Origin of the sequence: Caenibius sp. WL (assembly GCF_019803445.1) — a bacterium.
Lineage (GTDB): Bacteria > Pseudomonadota > Alphaproteobacteria > Sphingomonadales > Sphingomonadaceae > Caenibius.
On sequence record NZ_CP081844.1, the window covers coordinates 2,160,790 to 2,180,221 of the forward strand.

17 protein-coding genes and 1 tRNA gene are annotated in these 19,432 nt (G+C 63.1%); 4 read left to right on the forward strand and 14 right to left on the reverse strand.

Features of this window, described 5'->3' with window-relative positions:
* Window positions 1–107: 107 nt before the first annotated feature.
* Complete coding sequence (locus tag K5X80_RS10270) at window positions 108–404, reverse strand: hypothetical protein (protein ID WP_222557651.1); 297 nt, start codon at window positions 402–404, stop codon at window positions 108–110.
* A 264-nt stretch (window positions 405–668) separates the two neighbouring features.
* Window positions 669–1,946, reverse strand: a complete 1,278-nt coding sequence (locus tag K5X80_RS10275) for a tyrosine-type recombinase/integrase (RefSeq protein WP_222557652.1) — start codon at window positions 1,944–1,946, stop codon at window positions 669–671.
* 111 nt (window positions 1,947–2,057) lie between these two features.
* Here K5X80_RS10275 and K5X80_RS10280 point away from each other — a divergent pair.
* The 3 genes from K5X80_RS10280 (at window position 2,058) to K5X80_RS10290 (ending at window position 4,249) form a co-directional block, all read left to right on the forward strand.
* Window positions 2,058–2,152 (forward strand) — tRNA-OTHER (locus K5X80_RS10280).
* 276 nt (window positions 2,153–2,428) lie between these two features.
* Window positions 2,429–3,109, forward strand: a complete 681-nt coding sequence (locus K5X80_RS10285) for a hypothetical protein (RefSeq protein ID WP_222557653.1) — start codon at window positions 2,429–2,431, stop codon at window positions 3,107–3,109.
* A 102-nt stretch (window positions 3,110–3,211) separates the two neighbouring features.
* Window positions 3,212–4,249, forward strand: coding sequence for a helix-turn-helix transcriptional regulator (locus K5X80_RS10290; protein WP_222557654.1), 1,038 nt, complete (start codon window positions 3,212–3,214; stop codon window positions 4,247–4,249).
* Window positions 4,250–4,276: 27 nt separating this feature from the next.
* On the opposite strand, the gene K5X80_RS10295 is transcribed toward K5X80_RS10290, so the two are convergent.
* The 4 genes from K5X80_RS10295 to K5X80_RS10310 form a co-directional block, all read right to left on the reverse strand.
* Window positions 4,277–4,837 (reverse strand): YqgE/AlgH family protein, encoded by a 561-nt coding sequence (locus K5X80_RS10295; protein WP_222557655.1) that lies wholly within the window; start codon window positions 4,835–4,837, stop codon window positions 4,277–4,279.
* Between the two features lie 63 nt (window positions 4,838–4,900).
* A complete protein-coding gene (locus K5X80_RS10300; RefSeq protein WP_222557656.1) occupies window positions 4,901–6,202 on the reverse strand; it encodes a UDP-glucose dehydrogenase family protein in 1,302 nt (433 codons plus the stop codon).
* Window positions 6,203–6,288: 86 nt separating this feature from the next.
* Window positions 6,289–7,701, reverse strand: coding sequence for a dihydrolipoyl dehydrogenase (gene lpdA / locus K5X80_RS10305; RefSeq protein WP_222557657.1), 1,413 nt, complete (start codon window positions 7,699–7,701; stop codon window positions 6,289–6,291).
* Between the two features lie 205 nt (window positions 7,702–7,906).
* Window positions 7,907–9,208, reverse strand: a complete 1,302-nt coding sequence (locus tag K5X80_RS10310; protein WP_222557658.1) for a pyruvate dehydrogenase complex dihydrolipoamide acetyltransferase — start codon at window positions 9,206–9,208, stop codon at window positions 7,907–7,909.
* Window positions 9,209–9,336: 128 nt separating this feature from the next.
* Here K5X80_RS10310 and K5X80_RS10315 point away from each other — a divergent pair, with 128 nt between their 5' ends.
* Entirely contained in the window at window positions 9,337–9,789 is a 453-nt protein-coding gene (locus K5X80_RS10315; protein ID WP_222557659.1) for a universal stress protein, read from the forward strand.
* A gap of 18 nt (window positions 9,790–9,807) precedes the next feature.
* Here the strand turns inward: K5X80_RS10315 and rnr are convergent, their stop codons facing one another.
* The 8 genes from rnr to radA form a co-directional block, all read right to left on the reverse strand.
* The gene (gene rnr, locus K5X80_RS10320) at window positions 9,808–12,036 is read right to left on the reverse strand and encodes a ribonuclease R (protein ID WP_502778659.1); all 2,229 of its coding nucleotides are present in this window, start codon (window positions 12,034–12,036) and stop codon (window positions 9,808–9,810) included.
* A gap of 31 nt (window positions 12,037–12,067) precedes the next feature.
* Complete coding sequence (locus tag K5X80_RS10325; RefSeq protein WP_222557661.1) at window positions 12,068–13,651, reverse strand: aminoacyl--tRNA ligase-related protein; 1,584 nt, start codon at window positions 13,649–13,651, stop codon at window positions 12,068–12,070.
* A gap of 72 nt (window positions 13,652–13,723) precedes the next feature.
* Window positions 13,724–14,290: a polyhydroxyalkanoate synthesis repressor PhaR gene (gene phaR, locus K5X80_RS10330; protein WP_222557662.1), complete on the reverse strand. Its 567-nt coding sequence runs from the start codon at window positions 14,288–14,290 to the stop codon at window positions 13,724–13,726.
* Window positions 14,291–14,359: 69 nt separating this feature from the next.
* Window positions 14,360–15,406 carry an alanine racemase gene (gene alr / locus K5X80_RS10335; protein WP_222557663.1) on the reverse strand — a complete coding sequence of 349 codons (1,047 nt, stop codon included), beginning with the start codon at window positions 15,404–15,406 and terminating at the stop codon, window positions 14,360–14,362.
* Window positions 15,396–17,033 carry an MFS transporter gene (locus K5X80_RS10340; protein ID WP_222557664.1) on the reverse strand — a complete coding sequence of 546 codons (1,638 nt, stop codon included), beginning with the start codon at window positions 17,031–17,033 and terminating at the stop codon, window positions 15,396–15,398. Before K5X80_RS10340 ends, alr begins: the two co-directional genes overlap by 11 nt.
* A gap of 34 nt (window positions 17,034–17,067) precedes the next feature.
* Window positions 17,068–17,502, reverse strand: coding sequence for an iron-sulfur cluster assembly scaffold protein (locus K5X80_RS10345; protein WP_222557665.1), 435 nt, complete (start codon window positions 17,500–17,502; stop codon window positions 17,068–17,070).
* Complete coding sequence (locus K5X80_RS10350) at window positions 17,499–18,032, reverse strand: CvpA family protein (protein WP_222557666.1); 534 nt, start codon at window positions 18,030–18,032, stop codon at window positions 17,499–17,501. Before K5X80_RS10350 ends, K5X80_RS10345 begins: the two co-directional genes overlap by 4 nt.
* Before the next feature lie 18 nt (window positions 18,033–18,050).
* Window positions 18,051–19,412 (reverse strand): DNA repair protein RadA, encoded by a 1,362-nt coding sequence (gene radA / locus K5X80_RS10355; RefSeq protein WP_222557667.1) that lies wholly within the window; start codon window positions 19,410–19,412, stop codon window positions 18,051–18,053.
* Window positions 19,413–19,432: the final 20 nt, after the last annotated feature.

Sequence of the window (19,432 nt, forward strand, 5' to 3'; positions counted from 1 at the left end):
CTCCACCCGACCGACTACTGTCGGCACCGCATCACGCTCGGATAAAGCAGGCTGGGCATAGCTTTACAGAGACCAGCTAAGTCGAGCAAACGCGATTTGCACATGGATTAACCTTGCCGCTTCGCAGCCGCCCGCCGTTTGGGCTGGGCGCTGCTCACAGGTGCGGTGGCGGGCAGTGCCCACGGCGGCACCGTCATACCCGGCACCGGCTTGCATTCCAGCTTCCCGACGTCACAGAGTTGCTTCGCTTTGCAGAGCAGCGCCGCTTCCACGATTTTCATCACAAATTCGATGGACATGTAATTGTCAGCGCAATGCGTGACCGTCTCGGAAGCGTCAGTGAGGCAATCGACGATCTGATCGAGGTTGAGAACGTCGTCGGCTTTAAGGTCGATGGCTTGCATGATGGAACTCCGTTGAGTGCCCATCCGCGGACGCGCCAAGACGGATGAGCGTGGTGAACACGATCATCTGCCTGCCCATGCAGCCCAGATTATAAGGAAGTGCGGCCCGGCCCATGCCCCGGCGCGCATGACGTGAATAGCTCGCTGGCGGTGCGCTGTCCAGAGCAACGCTCGCGCTGGGCCGCTACGGGGCGGCGTGGGGCGCGAAACGCATACCGCCGCCACTACCCCGGCACCCGCGCGGGCCGGGGCTGTACGCGGCGGCTACGCGGCCTGCGGCAGCCGCTCCACGTTCGCGCTCGCAGCGATGAGCGCCTGCTGGTCGAGCCAATCGCCAATCTGCTGCGCTTCGGGGGCCAGCCATTGGAGGTTCGTCGTGTCGAAGTAGTGCTCGGCGGTCACGTCGCGGGTGATGTGGTTCGTGAGAAGGTCGGTACGGAACTTCTCGATGCGGCAGGAGCGCAGGGCGATATTCGTGAACGTGCGGCGGGCGTCGTGCGGCGTGATGTGGTTCCCGGCCACACCGCTCACTTTCTTCATGATGTCGCGCGGGTCAACGATGTGACCGGCCTTGCCCCATGACGGAAACACATACGGGTTGCCCTCGACCTTCGGGCGGCCCTTGAGCAGTTCGACCGCCTGCGTCGAAAGCGGCATCGAGACGGGGTTGTTGTTCTTCGGGTTCGGCAGGTGGAAATAGGCATCGTCCAGATGCACCTGATCCCACCTGAGACCCGAAGCCTCCCCGATCCGCAGGCCGGTCAGGAGCAGGAACCGCACGAGGTCGATGCTCGACATGGTGTCGCGGTTGTAGCTCGCCGCCCGCCACTCGCGCAGCGCGAGCCAGACCGCGCCAACCTTGTGGTCCAGGATGCGCGTGGTCCGGGCCTTCAACCTCACCCGGTCGTCCTTGAGCGAATCCACCGGGCTACGGTCGCAGAGCGGCGAACCATCGGCGCGCCGATATTGGCGACCGGCGTATGCGAGCAGCGCACCTAGGACGGAGAACGCCTGATTGGCTTGGCCGGGCGCGCCCTTCTTGCCGCGCAACCCCTTTGTCAGCATCTCGCGATAGCGCTTCTTGCACATCTCCTCCGTGATGCTGGCGATTGGCTTGCTTGACCACGCCTCGAACGTGGTCGTCACATGCCTGCGGATGGTGGCGGCGCTGCTCTCCTTGAGCTTTCCGGGGCGGGCAACGTAGGCATCGCAGACCTGTTGCAACGTGACCTTGGCAACCTCGTCCGCCTTCTTGACCTGCCGAGGATCGACGCCCAAGCGCATCGAGCGCAGATGCTCACGCGCAACGTCGCGGGCCTGATCGACAGTGAAGACGCCGTAAGCGCCAATGGTGATGCGGGCGGCTGGCGCGGTCGTGCCCTCAACTCGCCCCTGCACGATGAAGGTGAGCTTGCCGGTCGGCGTCACCCTCACCCCGTAACCCTTCACCTCCGTATCCCAGTGGAAGGCGTCCTTGGCCTCCGGCTTGATCCGATCGACATACCCTTTGGTCAGTTTCGCCCTGTTCGGCTGGCTGTTCATTTTGGCCTCCATAAGCAGCTCATAAGCAGCAGCGGTAAAGCTGCGGCGACCTGCCTACGGCTTATCGCGGGGGCCAAGCAACTGATTTCGCTCGATAATCTGGCTATTCCAAGCTGCGTAAAGCTACGCTAAGTTCGTTCCCAACAAACTTGAAAACCGGCGTGGGTGCAAGCTCACCGTGGGTTCGAATCCCACCCTGTCCGCCAGTCGACCGTGCCAGCCCGTAGCAGGGCATGCCAAATCCCCGCAAAATTCCATCTTATTGTCACATATGGACAGGCATGGCGTGCCACGTCGTGCCATCCAGGTCCCCACCCCTCAGGGTACATTTGGGGGGTATGGCGATGCTCAGCGATCTGAAGGCGGGCATGGCGTTAATAACCTCTGGCCAAATGGGCTGATTTTACAATACCTACCGCTCACCATCCCTGATCAAAGGACGCATAATGATGAGATCGAAACTGAAACCCGCCTTGCTCTGCATGACCGCTACGCTCACTCTCGGTCTCGCTGCCTGTGGCGGCAATGACGATGGTTCCGGTACGGCAGCCGAAACTTCGGCGGCGGGCGCGGCCGGTGCCAAGAAGGACGCCAAGCCCGCTGCTGCTGCGCCGACGCTGGCGGAAGGACCGGACGTGTGTTTCCGCGCGATCGCCAAGCATCTGGGCGCGGATACGAAAGTTTCCGAAATCACATCGTTCTTCAGCGTCGGTAGCGCGATCGACAGCAGCGATAGCAAACCCGAGGGCGAAATGACCACCTGCACGGTCGAATACCAGAATCCGGACGACCCACGGAAGTTGCTGAACACCCGGCTGAATATCAGCACCGGCCAGTTCGATGCCCCGCGCCCGGTTGAAATCACGGTATCGGGCGGCAACGCGGCCGAGTTCAATCTTGAAGACTACCTTATCCCGCTGTCGAAGATCGATGCCGCGGCGCTGACTTCGGTAATGGATGCGCAGAAAGCCAAGCTGGGCGAAGTGTACAGCCGCTATGCATGGTCGGGCGTCCGGCTGTCCGCTCCCGGTCCTTTCAGCAATACCCACACGCTGCGCCTCGACGTTACCGGCCGCCTGGCATCGAACGATATCAAGGAGGACGGTTACGCGTCGATCACCACCGATGGAAAGACGATCACGACCAATCACCTGATGCCGTGATTGTCGCTGCGCATCGCGGCCAGACCGGTCGCGATGCGCGACACGCTGCGGTTCTCTGGTTCAGTCGGCGAACTTGCGATACATAGGGCGGGGAAGGTGTGCATGTTTCCGGATCGCGACACACTCATCCATGCGCTCTATGCCAGTGCGGTGGAAATCCCCGCGTGGGTCAGCTTCGCCCGCCGCGCGTGCGAGATATTGCGGTGCGATCAGGCCGCAGTGATGATCGCGCCGGATGAGGAAGCGCCGGTCGGTTCCTTTGCCAACGATCGGGCGATTGCCGTGATCAATGCGCTGGCGGCGGACAATGTGGGCTCTGCTCGTGATCGCTCTCCTCTTATGCTCACCACCGAAGATGGTGCGGCACTGATCCTTTCGGTGTCGGGGCTGCGCCAGTCGGGCGGCCTCATCGTTCTTTGGCGGGAGGGCAAGGTGGCCCGGTTCGAACCCGAAACGGCGGCCTTTTTAGAAAGCCTGGCCGAAGCGTTGCGCGGTGCTCTCGCGATCTTCTACACTCATGTCGATCATGTCCGGCAGCGTGCGCTGCATGACGTTGCGCTCGAAACCAGCCGGATTGGCGTCGCGCTTGTGAGCGTGGATGGCAGTCTTCTGATCGCCAATGCCATCACACAGCAGTTTCTGGACAAGAAGGACGGGTTGTTGCTGGTCCACAACAAGCTTCGGGCCGAGAACGCCGCCGAAACGCAGGCCTTGCTCGACGAAATCCGGCGTTGTGCGCTGAACCAGAAGCCGGAAACGAACACCGGCGACTATCGCCCGCTGGCTTTCACCCGGCGAGGGCAGGATCTGCCGTTGACTGCGGTGGTGCGCCCGGGCCCGGGATATTCCCCCCTGCCCCGGCCCTTGCAGCGCACGGCCATTCTCGTCCTGCGCGATCCGGCCCAGCAAGCCCCGTGGCCGGCCGAAGCCCTGGCGCGCCTGTTCGGGTTAAGCCCCGCGGAAGCCAACCTTGCCAGCGAACTGGCGAAGGGGGCGAGTATCGACGATGCATCGGCAACGCTGGGCATCAGCCGCAACACCGCGCGCACCCAGTTGAAAAGCATTTTCCTGAAAACCGGGATCAACCGGCAGAGCGACCTGATCCGTGTCCTGCTGAATTCGGGGGCGTCTTCAACCTAGCGGGGCCGCCGCACCCGGTGCCCACTGCTAGGCCCGGCCCGTTTCCCCGACAAGATAGGCCGGATCGATGCCTTCCGCTTTCCATGTCGCCGCCCAGCGATCGCGCACCGGGGTGTCATAAAGGATGGCGGGATAGCCCTTGGCGGCATACCAGCCGTGCTGGCGCATCTCGGCGTCAAGTTGGCCGGCCCCCCACCCCGCATAGCCCAGCGCGATCAGCCATTGGCGCGGCCCGGTGCCCTGCGCGATGGCGCGCAAGATGTCGAGCGAGCCCGACAAGCCGCCGAAAGGGGTGACGCCGATCGTGCCTTCCCCGCCCCAATCGCCGGAATGGAGCACGAAACCGCGTGAGGTTTCGACCGGCCCGCCGTCGAGCACCGGCACATCGGGCGTGGCGCCCGGATCGATCCCGAGATCACCCAGCAATTCGTGGAAACCGATGTCCTGGCGGATAGCGCCGATGCCGATGCCCAGCGCGCCGTTTTCATCATGCACGCACATGGCGATGACGGCCCGTTCGAAATTGGGGTCGAACATGCCCGGCATGGCAAGCAGCAGGCGGCCGGCGAGAAACTGGGGCTCTGTCATCGCGTCGAAGGATACGCTTGCATTATGCGTGTGTCAGGCCATCAAACGACGGGCGATGCCCGATCAGCGTCCGACCGCGACATAAGCGAAGCCCTGACGCTCCACATCGTCGCGCACATAGATATTGCGCAGGTCGATCAGAATCGGCGCGTTCAACAGATCTTTCATCCGGTTGAAATCGAGCGCCCGGAACGCGTCCCATTCGGTCACGATCACCGCCGCATCCGCGTTTTCCATCGCGGCATAGGCTCCGTCGCAGAAGGTGACGTCGGTCAATTCCGCCGCGGCCTGCTCCATCCCCTCGGGATCGTAGGCGCGAATGGCCGCGCCGTTATCCTGCAAGGCCTGGATAATCGAAATTGCCGGGGAATCGCGCATGTCGTCGGTGTTCGGCTTGAAAGTCAGACCGAGGATGGCGACGGTTTTGCCGTGCACCGAACCGCCCATGGCCTGAATGATCTTGCGGCCCATCGATCGCTTGCGGTTGTTGTTGACGGTGACCACCGCCTCCACGATCCGCAGCGGAGATTCGTAATCCTCGCCCGTTTTCAGCAGGGCCAGCGTATCCTTGGGGAAACAGGAACCGCCATAGCCGGGCCCGGCATGGAGGAACTTGGAACCGATCCGGTTGTCGAGGCCGATACCGCGCGCGACATCCTGCACGTCCGCACCGACTTTTTCGCATAAATCAGCCACTTCGTTGATAAAGCTGATCTTGGTTGCGAGAAAAGCATTGGCCGCATACTTGGTCAGTTCCGCCCCGCGCCGGGACATTGTGACGATGGGCGACTTGTTGAGGAAAAGCGGGCGATAGATTTCGCGCAGCACCTGTTCGGCCCGCTGATCCTCGCATCCGATCACGATCCGGTCGGGATGTTTGAAATCCTCGATAGCGGCGCCTTCACGCAGGAATTCGGGATTGGAGGCAACGGAAATATCGAGGTCCGGCCGCACTTCGCGGATAATGCGCAGCACTTCATCGCCCGTGCCCACCGGAACGGTCGATTTGGTGATAATGACAGTGCCGGGCGCCAGATATTCTGCCATTTCCCGCGCCGCCGCATAGACGTAGCTGAGATCGGCATGGCCATCGCCCCGGCGCGATGGCGTGCCCACCGCGATGAACACGGCATGGGCCTGAGGCACGGCTTCGGCCAGATCGGTCGAGAACCGGAGCCGCCCTGCCCGGGCGTTGCTGGCGACGAGACTTTCCAGACCGGGTTCATAGATCGGAATGCGGCCCGCGCGCAGCGCGTCGACTTTCCCCGCATCCTTATCGATGCAGGTCACTTCATGGCCGAAGTCGGAGAAGCAGGTTCCCGAAACGAGGCCGACATAGCCCGTGCCGATCATTGCAATGCGCATCAAATTCCCTTTCCGGCGTCAATCAGCGCCGCAGGCGGTTGCTACCGCCAGACTGTGTAAGCTTCGTTGCCGTGACGAATTACGGCCTAGATATGGATAGCGCGACCGTAAGCGGCGAGTGTGCTTTCGTGGATCATTTCGCTGAGTGTGGGATGGGGGAAGATGGTCTGGATCAGTTCGGCCTCGGTGGTTTCGAGCTGCTTGCCCACGACATAGCCCTGGATCAGTTCGGTCACTTCCGCCCCGATCATGTGCGCGCCCAGCAGTTCGCCCGTCTTGGCGTCGAACACCGTCTTGATGAACCCTTCCGCTTCGCCCAGCGCAATCGCCTTGCCGTTGCCGATGAACGGGAACGTGCCCACTTTCACCTCGTACCCCGCCTCCTTCGCCCTGGCTTCGGTCAGGCCGACAGAGGCGATCTGCGGGTGGCAGTAGGTGCAGCCCGGGATATTGTTCCGGTCGAGAGCGTGCGGATGCACGTCCTTGTTGCCCAGTTCCTGCGCGATCGCTTCGGCCGCGGTCACGCCTTCATGGCTCGCCTTGTGCGCCAGCCACGGGCCGGGCACGCAATCGCCAATGGCCCACAGGCCCGTCACGCCGGTGCGGCCATAGCCGTCGATCTGGATGAACCCGCGCTCGAGCTTCGCCCCCAGTGTCTCCAGACCGATATTCTCGGTGTTGGGCTGGATGCCGATGGCGACGATCACATGGCTGTATTCGCCCGTCTCGATCTTGCCATCCTTCGTCTTGATCTTCGCCGAAACGCCCTTGGGGCCTGCTTTCAGTTCCTCCAGCGCGGCGCCGGTTTTGATTGTCATGCCCTGTTTGGTGAGCGCCTTTTCAAGGAACGCGGAGACATCGGCATCTTCCACCGGCACGATCCGATCCATCATTTCGACAACGGTCACTTCGGCGCCGATATCGTTGTAGAAGCTGGCGAATTCGATCCCGATCGCGCCCGAACCGATCACCAGCAGCTTGCCGGGCATTTCGGGCGGGGTCATCGCGTGGCGATAAGTCCAGATGCGTTTGCCATCGGCCGGGGCAAACGGCAGATCGCGCGCCCGCGCCCCGGTGGCGACGATGATGTGTTTGGCGCTGAGCGTTTCGGTGCCCTTCTCGCCTTTCACGTCCAGCGTGCCGGGCGCGGTCAGCGTGCCTTCACCCATGTGGACGGCGATCTTGTTCTTCTTCATCAGGTGGGTGACGCCCTGATTGAGCTGCTTGGCCACCCCGCGCGAACGCTTGACGATGGCAGCGAGATCGGCGGTGATCTTCTCGGCGGCAAGGCCATAATCGGCCGCATGCTGCATCTGGTGGAACACTTCGGCCGAACGCAGCAGCGCCTTGGTCGGAATGCACCCCCAGTTGAGACAGATGCCCCCCAGGCTCTCACGCTCCACTATCGCCGTCTTCAAACCCAACTGCGCACTGCGGATCGCCGCCACATACCCACCAGGGCCAGAACCAAGAACGATGACGTCGTAGGTGTCGGACAAGAGAAGCTCCTTAGGACGTGGCTAGCAAGTTGACGCAGAATGGGGAGGAAACGCCGTAAAACTTGCGGTTTTTCAACATATTTTCAAAGACTTGATGGAAAGTGCGTGTGATTTTTCAAAAGCAGTATCTTCCGCGCGCCGAAACCGCATTCCCACATGGCAATATCGGCATATCATCCGGCCTCACCTGTAGGAAAGCGTGCATTCAGGCGACGAGCCCCAGCGGCTTTTCCACCAGTTCGCGCAAAGCGGTCATCAGTTGCGCCCCGTCCGCCCCGTCGATGGCGCGGTGATCGAAGCTGCCGGTGACAGTCATCACTGTGGCCACGCCCAGCGTGCCGTCTTCCATGACCCACGGGCGCTTTTCACCCGCGCCGACCGCCAGGATCATCGCCTGCGGCGGGTTGATCACGGCGTCGAACTGCTTGATGCCCATCATGCCCATGTTCGAAATGCTGGCGGTGCCGCCCTGGTATTCCTGTGGCTGGAGCTTGCCTTCCTTGGCCCGCGCCGCCAGCTCCGCCATCTCGGTGGAGATCTGCGCCAGACCCTTGCCCGATGCGTCGGTGATGATCGGCGTGATCAGGCCGCCGGGAATGCTGACGGCAACGGAAACGTCCGCCCGCTTGTACTGGCGCAGGACATCGCCCGCGAACGAGACATTGCAACTCGGCACCTGCATCAGCGCCACGCCCAGCGCCTTGATCAGCAAATCGTTGACCGACAGTTTCACGCCCCGCGCGGACAGCGCTTCGTTCAACTCGCCGCGCAGCTTGAGCAGCGCATCCAGCCGGATATCGACCGTCAGATAGATGTGCGGGACCTGCTGCTTCGATTCCGTCAGCCTGCGGGCGATCGTCTTGCGCATACCGGACAGCTTGATGTCTTCGAACGGAATGCCAAAATCCGGCACGCCCGCTGCCGTGGTTTGCGCGGCTTCTTCGCTCTTCGGCGCGGCGGCGACTTTGCCCGGTTGCAGGGATTCGATATCGGCCTTGACGATTCGGCCGTTGGGGCCGCTGCCGGCCACGCCGGCCAGATCGATGCCTTTCTGTTCGGCAATCCGCCGTGCCAGCGGCGAAGCAACAATGCGTTCGCCCGCTGCCGCAGGTTTCGGCGCGGCCTTGGCCTGTTGCGCCTTGGGAGCTTCCTCTTTCGGTTCCGGTTCGGATTTCTTCTCTGGCTCGGCCGCGGCAGGCTCGTCCTTGGCGGGTGCGGGTGCATCTTTGGCGGAAGCCTTCGCTGCCGGGGCGCTGGTCTCTTCACCCTCCTCGCCCAAAACGGCGATGACCGTGCCGACTTTCACATCCTCGGTGCCTTCGGGAATCGCGATCGAAAGGATCGTGCCCTCATCGACCGCTTCGAATTCCATCGTTGCCTTGTCGGTTTCGATTTCCGCCAGAATATCGCCGGCGGCCACGCTATCCCCTTCCTTGACGAGCCACCTGGCCAGCGTCCCTTGCTCCATCGTCGGTGAAAGGGCGGGCATCTTGATGTCGATTGGCATGGTAAAGCGGTCTCCGAAGAGGCAATTTGCAGTGAGCCCCGTCATTGGCCAAAATGGGCCTGCGGGGCAAGGCCTTGCGCAGTGGCGGTTTGTAACAGATACCGGCCGCTTGCAAAAAGGGGGTCGCAATGCGTGTCTATCTGGTGATCATGGATGAAACCGAGGAAGCGCTCGTCGCTCTCCGGTTCGCCGCGCGCCGTGCCGCGAAAACCGATGGCGCGGTGCATATCATTGCCCATGTGCCGCAGCAGGCGTTCAGCGCTTTCGGGGGGATTCAGGCCACTATCGAGGCCGAGGCGCGGGATCGGGCGGAAGTCGTCGCGACCGGGGCGGCAGGCAGCATCCTGAACGAAAGCGGCAAGATGCCGACCATTACCGTGCGGGTGGGCGACAGCGCCAAAGTGGTGCAGGAATACCTTACCGAACACCCCGAAGTGGCCGCGCTGGTGCTGGGCGCCGCGCCGCAAGGCAATCCCGGGCCGCTGGTGACTCACTTTACCTCGGTTGCAGGGTCGATGCCGTGTCCTGTTTTCGTGGTTCCGGGCGGGTTGAGCCAGGACGATCTCGACCGCTTGAGTTGAGGCCATCCGGCGCGCGCGTCAGCGCTTGCGCCGCCCCTGATGGCGGATATTGGACGGGCGGCCCCGTTTGCCCACCAGATGCTTGCCTTGGCGCTTGAGCGGGGAAGGCTTGCCGCGTGGCTCTATCGCGCCCCCTGCCCCGTCGACCGGCTCGAATTTCAGTGCCCCGGTCAAAGGATTGGCTTCGGCAAGGCGCAATTGCATCCGGTCGCCCACCGCATAGGTCGTGCCGGTGCTTTCACCAACCAGCTGACGGGCTGCCTCATCATGATGGAAGCGCTCGTTCCCCAGAATGGAGACGGGCACCAGCCCATCGCCGCCTAGGCCGATGATCGTGGCGAACAGGCCGAAACGCTGGACACCGGTGATCCGCGTCTCGAACGTTTCGCCGATATGGCCCGCGAGCCACGCCGCGACGTAACGATCGATCGTCTCCCGCTCCGCCTCCATCGCACGGCGTTCTGCGGAACTGATCGCTTCGCTGACGCGGCCGAGATCGGCCCGGTCGCGATCGGACAGGCCCGATGCGGCAGGCAGCCCGTTCGTGGGTTTGGGCTGTTCCAGAGCGAAAGCGTCGACCAGCGCGCGGTGCACCAGCAGATCGGCGTAGCGGCGGATGGGCGACGTGAAATGGGCATAGGACCCGAGCGCGAGCCCGAAGTGGCCCGCGTTGCTGGGGCCGTAATAGGCCTGCGTCTGGCTGCGCAACACCGCTTCCATGATCAGGGCCTTTTCGCTTTCGTCGGCGATATCCTTGAGCATGCGGTTGAACAGGCCGGGCGTGATGACCTGCCCCAGCGCCAGCTTGCGTTCGAACGTGGCGAGATAATCGCGGAGCGCAATCAGCTTTTCCCGGCTAGGCGGTTCGTGAATGCGATAGACGACCGGCGATGTCTTGCTTTCCAGAGCCTTGGCTGCCGCAACATTGGCCGCGATCATGAAATCTTCGACCACCCGGTGCGCATCCAGCCGTTCGCGCACAGCAATGGATGCGATCTTGCCCGCCTCGTCCAGCACGACGCGCCGTTCGGGTAGTTCCAGTTCCAGCGGATCGCGCTTGTGCCGCGCGGCTTCCAGCGCGCGCCAGCACGCCCAGAGGTTCTGGAGATGCTGGGGCGCCTCGCTGTTGTCGATCTGCGCCTGTGCATCTTCATAAGCGATATTTTCGGCAATCCGCACCAGCGCGCGGGAGAAGCGCCATGCGGTGACGGCGCCGTTTGCCGAAATGGTCAGATGACAGGCCATCGCGGCCCGCGTTTCGCCCTGTTTGAGCGAGCAGACATCGGCGCTCAACACTTCGGGCAGCATCGGCACCACGCGGTCCGGGAAATAGACCGAATTGCCGCGCTTGCGGGCTTCGCGGTCGAGCTTGCTGCCGGGACGGACGTAGAAGCTGACATCGGCGATGGCGACCACCGCGCGAAAGCCCCCTTCCCCATCGGGTTCGGCCCAGATCGCATCGTCATGATCGCGGGCATCGGCCGGATCGATGGCGACGATCGGCAGATGGCGCAAATCTTCGCGCCGGTCCTCGCTCAACGGCAGCGTGGCGGCCTGCTTGCCTTCCTCCAGCACTTCGCCGGGGAACGTGTGCGGGATGCCGAACTTGTGGATGGCGATCAGGCTGAACGCCTTGGGCGCCAGCGGATCGCCCAGCACCTGAATGACTTTGACCCCGGCGCGCGGACTGCGCCCCGCCGGTTCGGCCAGAACCAGATTGCCCGGTTCCGCCCCGCCGAGATCGGCAATCGGCGCCGCATGGCGCACGCGGCGATCGATCGGGGCGAGCCAGTTTTTGCCGCTGCCATCCACTTCGACGATGCCCATCACGGCCTCGGCCTGATTGGGCAGTTTCTTCATCGGATGGGCGATCCAGCCCGATCCGGTTTCTTCCGTGCGGGCCAGCACCCGGTCGCCCGCGCGCAGAGCGCTGCCTTTCTTGCGTTCGATCAGGCGCAGGCGCGGCGGGGGTGTGGCGTCATCGGGATGCCAGCTATCGGGAATGGCGATCGCTTCGCCGTCTTCCGTATCGACAACGCGCAGCACGGTGACTTTGGGAACACCGCCCATGCGATGAAACGCGGTCTTCTTGCCGTCGATCAGCCCTTCGTCCGCCATGTCGCGCAGCAGTTTCTTGAGCGCGATCTTTTCCTGCCCCTTGAGGCCGAAAGCCTTGGCGATTTCGCGCTTGCCTGCGGGAACGTCCGATGTCTGGATGAAATCCAGAACCTGCTGCTTGCTGGGCAGGCCAGGCGCGATTTTCGGCGGGCGGGCCAAATCAATAGGCCCGGGCGACGAAAATGCGTTCCACCGCGGGCGCGCCGGTGAACAGGCAGGCGCCATCGGCGGGGGCCGCATCGGTCGGCACGTTGCGGATGGTGAGTTTCAGCGCCTTGAGCTGTTCCACCACCGCATCGAGCGCCGTGCCGGTCGGCTTCGACCATTGCACTTCCACCCAGCCGGGCTGGTGCCGGTCTTCGCCGAAGAAAGCGGAAAGCTGTTCGAACGTGTCGATGCCGCGGGTTACATTGGCGTCGCGCCGGTCCCGTGCCTCGGCGAACAGCGCCTGCTGGATATCCTGCAACAGGGCCGGAATTCCGGCCGCGCATTCCTCGCGCGTGGGCGCGGTGAAATCGGGCTTGGCCGCCGCATTCCACAACCGGTCGCGGCGAAGTTGGCTGACTTTGCCGTTTTCCATGTCGCGCCCGCCGATTTCGAGAATAACCGGCGCGCCTTTGCGCACCCAGTCCCAGCGCTTGGCCGCGGCCTTGCCCGGCTTGGTGTCGAGCAGGACGCGCACTGGTTCGCCCAAGGCGGTCTGCGCGGCGATCTGCGTGTGCAGTTCGCGACAGTAGGCCAGCAAGGCGGCGTCGCCATCATCATCGCGCAGCATCGGCAGGATCACGACCTGGAACGGTGCAATGGCCGGGGGAACGCGCAGGCCATCGTCATCGCCGTGCGTCATGATGACCCCGCCGATCAGCCGGGTGGAGACCCCCCAACTGGTGGTGTGGGCATGGCGCTGCCCGCCTTCGCGATCCTGATACTGGATGCCCGCCGCTTCGGCGAAGCTGGTGCCGAGATAGTGCGAGGTGCCCGCCTGCAGCGCCTTGCCGTCCTGCATCATCGCTTCGATCGAATAGGTGGCGACGGCGCCCGGAAAACGCTCGTTCTCCGGTTTTTCCCCGGCGATCACCGGCATGGCGAGCACGTCTTCCGAAAAACTGCGGTACATTTCCAGCGCGCGCAGCGTTTCTTCCATCGCGCCTTCGCGGTCTTCGTGTGCGGTATGGCCTTCCTGCCAGAGGAATTCGGACGTGCGCAGGAACATGCGGGTGCGCATTTCCCAGCGCACGACATTGGCCCATTGGTTGGTCAGCAGTGGCAGATCACGCCAGCTTTGCACCCAGCGCGCCATCGCCGCGCCGATCACTGTTTCGGAAGTCGGGCGGACCACCAGCGGTTCTTCCAGCTTCGCTTCCGGATCGGGGATCAGCCCGCCCTTCTCACCCGCGACAAGGCGGTGATGGGTGACGACCGCCATTTCCTTGGCGAAGCCTTCCACGTGTTCGGCTTCCTTGGCGAAATAGGACAAGGGAATGAACAACGGGAAATAGCAGTTCTGGACACCGGCGGCCTTGATCCGGTCATCCATCAGGCGCTGGATGCGTTCCCAGATGCCATAGCCCCACGGCTTGATGACCATGCAGCCGCGCACGCCCGATTCTTCGGCCATGTCCGCCTGGGACACGACGGCCTGATACCACTGGGCGAAATCGTCTGCGCGTTTGATCGAAAGGGCGTGGCGAATGGCGGACACGGAATTCTCATCAATTATGGGTGGAGTCTGTGCCTGCTCCATAGGGCAAAACCCGCTCGTGTCGAGCGGGTGTGAAGTGTCTTACCGTGTTTTGTCCGCCGTTGCAGGCAGTGGTTATTTGCCCAGCGCGTCAAGCTTGCGCTGCATTTCCGCCATCTGTTCGCGCAGTGCGGCCAGTTCGTCCTTGCTTTCGCCGGCTTCTTCCTGACCGGCGGAATCCGCGCGGGATTCCCCGCCCGGCATGAAAGCGGAAGTCGCGGCCTTGAGCATGGCCATGTTGGTTTCGGCGAGGCGGGTGAAGGGATTGGCGGAAACGCCACCCTTGAACGCTTCCTGGAGCTTCTTCTGGTTGGCGAGGAAGCTCTGCATCGAGGCTTCGAGATAGTGCGGCATCATCGATTGCATCGAATTGCCGTACATGCCGATCAACTGGCGGAGGAAACTGACCGGAAGCATCTGCTCGCCGTTGGCTTCTTCTTCCATGATGATCTGCGTCAGGATGGAGTGCGTGATGTCGGCGCCGCTCTTGGCGTCCACGACCTGGAATTCGACCCCTTCACGGGTCATTTTCGAAAGGTCCTCCAGCGTGATGTAGCTGGAAGAGCTGGTGTTGTAGAGCCGCCGGTTGGCGTATTTCTTGATGATGACCGGACCGTTTTCGGTTCCGCCCGCCTTTGCCATTACAGCGCTCCTTGCCACGCTCCTAAAGAACAGGACTTAGCATGCGCAGCGTGTGCGGTGCAACACAGGCTATGTCCGTTCGAAACGTTGGCCCAAAATCGTCAACAATTCGTATTGCGAGAGTCCGGTCAATTGCGCAGCCTCCGGCAAGGCATAGGGGACACCGATCCAGTCCCCATCCTTCAGATGCGGCGCTGCCGCGAGATCGACGGCGACCATATCCATCGACACACGGCCCAGCAGAGGCAGCTTGGCGCCATCGCTGCTCAGAGCGCCCTTCCCGCCCCAGGCGCGCAGGAAACCGTCGGCATAGCCCAGAGAGACTATCCCGGCCCGCATCGGACGGTCGACAGTGAATGTCGCGTTGTAGCCCACGGTTTCGCCCGGGGCGAGATCGCGGCACTGGATGATCGCAGCCTCGATCACGGCGACGGGGCGAATCTCGCCCGCCAGTTCGGGCCGAGGGATGCCGCCATAGAGCGAAAGGCCCGGTCGGGTGACGTCGAACAGATAATCCTTGCCCAGCGCGATGCCGGCGCTGTTGGCCAGACTGCGGCTGCGGGCCGGAAGCGCGGCGCAGGCGTGGCCGAAGCGCGCCAGTTGCGCCGCGTTGAGCGGGCTCTCATCGTCCGCCGATGCGAGGTGCGAGAGCAGGATGTCGATATCGAGCCCGGCAATATCGGCATCCGTGAAATCGGCCGGGGAAATGCCGAGCCGGTTCATTCCCGTGTCGACCATCAGATCGCACGGGCCATTGCCCGCTTCGCGCCACAGTTTCGCCTGAAACCGGCTGTTGATGACGGGTTTGACCCCGGTGGCCTGTGCGAAGGCGCAGTCATCGGCGGTAAGCGGCCCGTGCAGCACGGAAATCTGCTGCGGCGCGACATGCTTCAACAGCGCGGGAACCTCGCTCCAGTGGGCGATGAAGAAGTCGCGCGCGCCTGCATCGCGCAGCGTGGGAACCGCCAGGTCCACGCCCAAGCCATAGGCATTCGCCTTGACCGCCGCCCCGGCGCGCGCGCCGCCGGAGAGGCGATCCAGCGCGCGCCAGTTGTGGGACAGTGCGGAACGGTCGAGGCGAAGGCGAAGCGAGGAAGCCGGTTGTTTAGGGAGCATCTTCTATGAAATCTTGCGGTGGGCCTGAGGGGATACCCCATAGTCCGACCAGAAAGGAAATGAGAACGAAGCTCCACGTATACCACAGGCCCGCATAGGCATCACCTGATTTGGCAACAATATAATTGGCGATCAGGGGCAGGAAGCCGCCGAAGTAGCCCGCCCCGATGTGGTAGGGGATCGACATCGAACTGTAACGGATTCTGGCGGGAAACAATTCCGCCAGCAGCGCGGCCGCCGAACCGAAAGTCAGCGCCGAAAGAACCCCCAGCACCAGAAGGATTGCGATGATCCCGACAATGTTCACAAAAGGCGGGAATTGCACGGAAAAATCGAAGCCATAGGCGGACAGGGCCTGTTCGATTCCGGCCTTGCGTGCGGCATTGTCGCCCATCCAGTGGGGGGCGATCGGAATGTCCTCACCTCCGACCGTGAGGCGGAGAGTGTCCGCCTTCACAACCGTATAGGGGATACCGCTGGCGGCCAGCGTTTCCAGCATACGCCCGCAGGGTGAGGGTTTGCTGCCCACGATTTCACCGAACGGATCGGTCGTGCAATGCGGCCCTTCGATCTGGACCGGATTGTCCTTGGCCGTGGCGGCAAGGCCGGGATTGGCGAGGTGGCCCATGCCCCAGAACAGCGGAAACAGAAGGAACAGCGTGATGAAATTGCCGATGACCATCGGCTTCTTACGCCCGACCCGGTCGGACCATTTGCCGACCACCAGATAGAAGGACATCGTGATCAGCCCGGCCGCCAGCAAGATCAGTTCGACCGTCAGCCCATCCACCCGCATCGGCCCGCGCAGGAACGACATGCTGGTGAACACGCTGGTGTACCAGATCGTCGTCAGCCCGGCGGTCACCCCGAACAGGGCGACGAAAATGCGCTTCTTGTTGCCGGGATAGGTGAAACTTTCGACGAACGGATTCTTCGCGGTTTTGCCCGCCGCCTTCATGGCCCGGAAAACCGGGCTTTCCGACAGTTTGAAGCGCATCCACAGCGAAATCGCCAACAGCAGCAGCGACAGCAGGAAAGGAACGCGCCAGCCCCATGCGGCAAAGGCGTCCTCCGGTATCAGCATCCGGCACGCCACCACCACCGCGATGCTGAGCACGAAGCCGCCGACGACGCTGGCCTGAATGAAGCTGGTGTAGAAACCGCGCCGGTTGAGCGGCGCATGCTCCGCCACATAAGTCGTTGCTCCGCCATATTCACCGCCCAGCGCGAGCCCCTGGAGGATGCGCAGGAAAATGACGATCAGCGGCGCGGCAAGGCCGATGGTCTGGACGCTCGGCACCAGACCGACCCCGGCCGTGGCGATCCCCATCAGAGTGACCGTGACAAGGAAGGTGTATTTGCGGCCGAGCTTGTCGCCCAGATAGCCGAACAGGATCGCCCCGATCGGGCGGAATCCGAAACCGATTGCGAAGGTGGCCCAGGTCAGCAGAACCGAAAGCGTTTCATTGCCTGCGGGAAAAAACGCTTTGGAAATGACGGCATAAAGCGTGCCGTAGATGAAAAAGTCATACCATTCGAACACCGTACCGGCGGATGATGCGGCAATGACGAGGCGTACGTCGGATGCCTTACCCTGCTGTTCGGCAGGCAATGCTGTGCTGGCCATTTCTTATGATCTCTCCCCCGCGGAAGATCGTGATCTAGCGGTGGGAATCGCAGTTGGAAAGCGCTTGTGCCGCGGCACGCCATGGCAGCAGCATGGCACCATGGCGCGCGGGAAACGCGTGCGCGGGTGCGATGGCCGCGATGCCCGGCCAGCCGGGCAATGCCGTCTGCCCGTCCAGCCATTGTTCGATAGCATCGCCGGCAACCAGAAGCGCGGCCCGATCCTGCCCGATGGCGGCATCGGCGAAAATCGCCGCCGCTGCCTGCCCCACGGCGCAGGCGTGGACCCGCATGCCGATGCGGGCAATCCGCCCCTGCGGATCGAGCGCAAGGCCCAGATTTAGAGTGCTGCCGCAACTGGGGGAGCGGGCCGACCCCTGCCATTTCAGCGTGTCGTCGAACGGATAATCGGCAAGGCGGACTGCAAGGCCCAGCAATTCGGGGGTGTATAGCCGGGTGACGCCGTTCATCGCGATGGGGATTCGGATTGCGCTTCCTGCAATTCCATCGCCAGACGCCGTTCCTTGATCAAGGCCACCAGTTCATCCGATGCGGTGTCGATAAACGGATAGACCCGCGCCGTGGTGATCCACGTCGGCCGCCCCGACGGTCCCCATACCGTGTCATAGCCGAGAACGAGAAGCGAGAAGGCCAGCACGGCAATGATCAGGCCCTTGAGGATGCCGAAGCCGAAGCCCAGCACCCGGTCGATCGGCCCCAGCAGCGATGCCCGCGACACGCCGCCCATCCACTTCGCCACCATTTTTATGGCCGCGTAAGGGACGATCAGCAGAATCGCGAAAGCCACAACGGACGCCGTGACCGGGTTATCCATGTAGCCCGTGAGCACGGCGGTGGCCGGTGTGTGGAACATATGGATGACGATCAGCGTCACCACCCATGCCGCCAGCGACAGCACTTCGTGCACGAAGCCGCGCAGAAAGCCCCCAACGGCGCCCACGCCGATCAGAAGCAGCACAATGAGATCGAAGCCTGTCATCGCGGCGATGCCTTAGATTTAGCGCACGATCCGGTCAACGAGCTTCGCCAGAGAGGGCATATCGTCAAACCGGATACCGGTGATCTTTTCCGCTGCCCCGCTCGGGCCGTGGCCGCGGTCGAACCCCAGCTTCAAAGCTTCGCGCAAACGGATACCGGGGTGGGCAACCGGGCGAATCTCCCCGGCCAGGGAGACTTCCCCGAACCAGATCGAACCGGCGGGAAGCGGCCGGTCGGACAAGGCCGATACAAGCGCGGCGGCCACCGCCAGATCGGCCGCCGGGTCTGCGAGGCGATAACCGCCCGCCACGTTGAGATAGACTTCCGCGCTCGAAAAATTGAGCCCGCAGCGCGATTCCAGCACGGCCAGCAGCATCGCCAGCCTGCCGCTGTCCCATCCCACCACCGCACGCCGGGGGGTGGCCCCGCTTTGCAGGCGCACGATCAGCGCCTGGATTTCCACCAGCACGGGGCGGGTGCCTTCGAGAGCGGGAAACACCGCGCTGCCTGCCAGGGGATCGTCCCGGCCCGACAGGAACAGCATCGAGGGATTGGCCACTTCCTCCAGCCCTTCCCCCGCCATGGAGAAAACCCCGATTTCGTCCACCGCGCCGAAGCGGTTCTTGAGACTGCGCAGGATGCGGTACTGATGGCTGCGTTCGCCTTCGAAGCTCATCACCACGTCGACCATGTGTTCCAGCACGCGGGGGCCCGCAATCGCGCCATCCTTGGTCACATGGCCGACCAGCACCAGCGCAGCGCCGCTTTCCTTGGCATAGCGGATCAGTTCGAACGCGCAGCCGCGCACCTGGCTGACCGTGCCCGGCGCCCCTTCGATGGTGTCGGAATGCATCGTCTGGATGGAGTCGATGACCAGCAGTGAAGGCGGGGCCATGGTGTTGAGCGTGGTCAGGATATCGCGCACCGAGGTGGCGGCGGCCAGCCTGATCGGCGCGTCAGCCAGCCCTAGGCGGCTGGCGCGCAGCCGGACCTGCCCTGCCGCTTCCTCCCCGCTGACATAGACGACATCGCCCCCTGCCCGCGCGATTTTCCCCGCCGCCTGCAACAGCAGCGTCGATTTGCCGATTCCCGGATCGCCGCCCATCAGGATGGCGGAGCCCGGCACCAGCCCCCCGCCTAGCGCGCGGTCGAATTCGGCCAGCCCCGTGGCGCGCCGTTCCAGCGCTTTGCCCGGGGTATCCAGCGGTTCGAAGGCAATCGTCCGCCCGCCGGAAGACAGATCGTGCTTCTGGGAGAAGACCGTGGCGGGCGCTTCTTCCGCAAGCGTGTTCCATTCCCCGCAATCGGCGCATTGCCCCTGCCAGCGGGGGGAGACGCTGCCACAGGCCTGGCAGACATAACGGCGTTTGGTTTTGGCCATGACGTTGCGATAATGGGAAC